Annotated in this window: 3 protein-coding genes; 1 reads left to right on the top strand and 2 read right to left on the bottom strand. The window is 68.3% G+C overall.

What is annotated here, in order from left to right; all coding sequences use genetic code 11:
* Positions 1 to 618 (bottom strand): lysophospholipase (locus tag AC1D2K_RS32585; RefSeq protein ID WP_478094307.1); only part of this gene is annotated, 618 nt, incomplete at its 3' end.
* Complete coding sequence (locus tag AC1D2K_RS32580; protein WP_478094306.1) at positions 615 to 2105, bottom strand: M20 family metallopeptidase; 1491 nt, start codon at positions 2103 to 2105, stop codon at positions 615 to 617. The genes AC1D2K_RS32580 and AC1D2K_RS32585, both read right to left, overlap by 4 nt.
* Before the next feature lie 123 nt (positions 2106 to 2228).
* Between AC1D2K_RS32580 and AC1D2K_RS32575 the strand changes: the two genes are divergently transcribed.
* Complete coding sequence (locus AC1D2K_RS32575) at positions 2229 to 3059, top strand: DUF72 domain-containing protein (protein WP_478094305.1); 831 nt, start codon at positions 2229 to 2231, stop codon at positions 3057 to 3059.
* Positions 3060 to 3179: the final 120 nt, after the last annotated feature.

Here is a 3179-nt window from a genome sequence, read left to right as displayed (position 1 = left end):
TGCAGGCGCCTCGGCCAGGATGTTCGCACCCTCGTCGGCCAGGAAGCGCGCAAGGCGGGCACCGATGCGGTCATGACACAGCGGATCGGCGCGGTAGGCCTCGGCCACCGCCGGTTCGTGCGACAGAAAGTCGGCATCGAGCCCGTTGCCCACGCGCAGCCCGGGCGCCAGGCGCGACAGCGTGGCGAGGAGCAGCTTCTGCATCGGGCTGAGGCCGGCATCGAGCGCCGGCGAGGACAGCACCAGGGCGTCGACCACGCGCGCCCCGCGCGCGACGGCGCTGGCCGCCACCAGGCCGCCGAGGCTGTGACCCAGCAGTACCAGCGGCAATCCGGGAAAGTCGCACCGCGTGTCGTCGATCACCAGCGCCAGGTCCTCGACCAGGTGGCGCGAGGTCGGCAAGGCGCCGCGCCCGCCGCTGGACGCCCCGTGTCCCCGATGGTCCGCGGCACGCACCGCGAAGCCCCAGTCGTTGAGCCGCGCGGCCACGGCGCGGTAACGTCCCGCATGTTCGCCGAGGCCATGGACAAGCAGGATGACGGCCCTGGCCGCACCGGCCCCGAGCGGCCAGTCGTGCAGCACCAGCGTCTCGCCGTCGGGCGTGCGCAGGGTCTTCAAGCGGCGGCGCGGGCTGCCGGCAGCGCGGCGATCACCTCAGCCACCGCGGCCGTCAGCTTCTTCGCATAGGGCACGTGCAGGAACTCGTTCGGGCCATGCGCGTTGCTCTTCGGGCCCAGCACGCCGCAGACCATCATCTGCGCCTTCGGAAAGCCCCGGCTCAGCATGCTCATGAGCGGAATGGTGCCGCCTTGGCCGATGTAGCCGCAATCGGCGCCGAAATGGGCCTGCGAGGCGGCGTTGAGGGCGCGTTCGAACCAGGAGGCGGTGTCGGGCGCGTTCCATCCGGTGGCGCCGCCGCCGCCGTCGAAGGTGACCTTGGCCTGATAGGGCGCGTTGTCCTCCAGCAGCTGCTTGAGCTGCTGCACCGCCTGATCGGCATCGACCAGCGGAGGCAGGCGCAGCGAGAGCTTGAAGGCGGTGTAGGGACGCAGCACGTTGCCGGCGTCTTTCAAGGCCGGAAAGCCTTCGGCACCGGTCACCGACAGCGTCGGCTTCCAGGTGCGGTTGAGCAGCGCCTCCACCGGGTCGGTGGTGGTCGGCAGCGCGAAGGTGGTCGAGCCCCCGCAGTCGTAGTGGGCCCAGGGAAAGCGCTTGTAAAGCTCCTCGCCGAGGATCGCGGCGGTGGCACGTGCCTGGGCCAGCCGCTCGGCCGGTACTTCGCAATGGAAGCTCTCGGGAAGCAGGCGACCGGTCTTGCTGTCTTCCAGGCGGTCGAGCACCTGCCGCATGATGCGGAAACTCGACGGCACCAGGCCGGAGGCGTCGCCCGAGTGGATGCCTTCGGTCAGGATCTCGACCTTCAGGGTGCCGCTGGCCATGCCGCGCAGCGAGGTGGTGAGCCAGAGCTGGTCGTAGTTGCCGGCGCCCGAGTCGAGGCAGATGACGAGCGACACCTCGCCCAGGCGCGGCCGCAGCGCGTCGACGTAGGGCAGCAGGTCGTAGGAGCCCGATTCCTCGCAGGTCTCGATCAGGCCGACGATGCGCGGATGGGCCGCGTCCTGGGCCTTGAGCGCCTGCAGCGCCGCGATGCTGGCGTACACCGCGTAGCCGTCGTCGGCCCCGCCGCGCCCGTAGAGCAGGCCGTTCTCGTACTTCGGCGTCCACGGGCCCAGGTCGCTGCGCCAGCCGGTGAATTCCGGCTGCTTGTCGAGATGGCCGTACATCAGCACGGTTTCGGTCATGTCGGTGCCTGTTGCCGGCACTTCGAAGAACAGCACCGGCGTGCGACCTTCGAGACGCACGATCTCGAGCTTCAGGCCCTCGACCTTCTGGGCCTCGACCCAGGCGGCCGCATTGCGCAGCACGGTTTCGAGGTAGCCGTTCTGCGACCAGTCCTTGTCGAAGCCCGGCGACTTGGCAGGAATGGCGATGTAGTCGGTGAGCTGCTTGACGATGTCGTGGTCCCATTGGGACGAAACGTCGGCCAGCGCGCGGCCGGCATCGAGCAGACCAGCAGGCATTTCGCGGTGGAGGGGGGCGTTCATTGAGATCTCCGCGGGGGTGGGGACAACGATGTTAGTGCGTCTTGGGGCGACGTGCCCGGATTGGCGCCGGGTTGCGGGATGCGATAAAAAGGCGGGCTTCGCCACCGCGACCCGAGGAAGCCCATGACTGCACGCACTGACAAGGACTCCAGTTCCGCGACGCCGCGCAYCCGTGTCGGCATCGGCGGCTGGACCTATGAGCCCTGGCGTGACAATTTCTATCCGGCCAAGCTCCCCCATGCGCAGGAACTCGGCTATGCGAGCCGGCAGCTCACGGCGATCGAGGTCAACGGCACCTACTACAGCACCATGAAGCCGGCCAGCTTCAAGAAGTGGCACGACGAGACGCCGGAGAGCTTCGTGTTCTCCCTGAAGGCCTCGCGCTTCGCCACCAACCGGAAGCTGCTCGCGAGCGCCGGCGAATCGATCGCGCGCTTCGTCGACAGCGGCATTGAAGAGCTCGGCAGCAAGCTCGGCCCGATCGTGTGGCAGTTCATGCCGACCAAGGCCTTCGATCCGGAGGACATGGCCGCTTTCCTGGAGCTGCTGCCGGAGAAAGCGGGAGGCCGCGCACTGCGTCACGTGCTGGACGTACGCCACGAGAGCTTCAAGACACCGGAGTACCTCGCGCTCGCACGCAAACATCGGGTGGCCACGGTGTTCACCGATTCCGACAAGTACCCGTCGTTCGCCGACCAGAGCGCCGACTTCGCCTACGCGCGGCTCATGAACAGCGACGCGACGCTCGAGAGCGGCTATGCGCCGAAGGCGCTCGATGCGTGGGCGGAGAACGCCCGCCTCTGGGCGGAGGGCAAGACGCCGGCCTCGCTGCCTCTCGTCGAGGCAAGTCCATCGAAGACAGGCGGCCCGCGCGATGTCTTTATCTTCTTCATCAACGGCGCGAAGGAAAGGGCACCCGCGGCTGCCCGTGCCCTGATCGAACGGCTGGGCTGAGCCGACGCGCCGCCCTCAATCCTAATGAAAAAAGCCCGTCCAGGACGGGCTTTCGTTGGTGAAACACCGCGGAACCGGCTTCGCCGGGCCGCAGGTGTTGCCCCCGGCAGGGGGCTGAGG

The organism is Variovorax sp. P1_H12_2 (assembly GCF_056405335.1).
The sequence above is the reverse complement of the archived record's forward strand: the minus strand, read 5'-3'. Positions and strand labels throughout refer to the sequence as shown.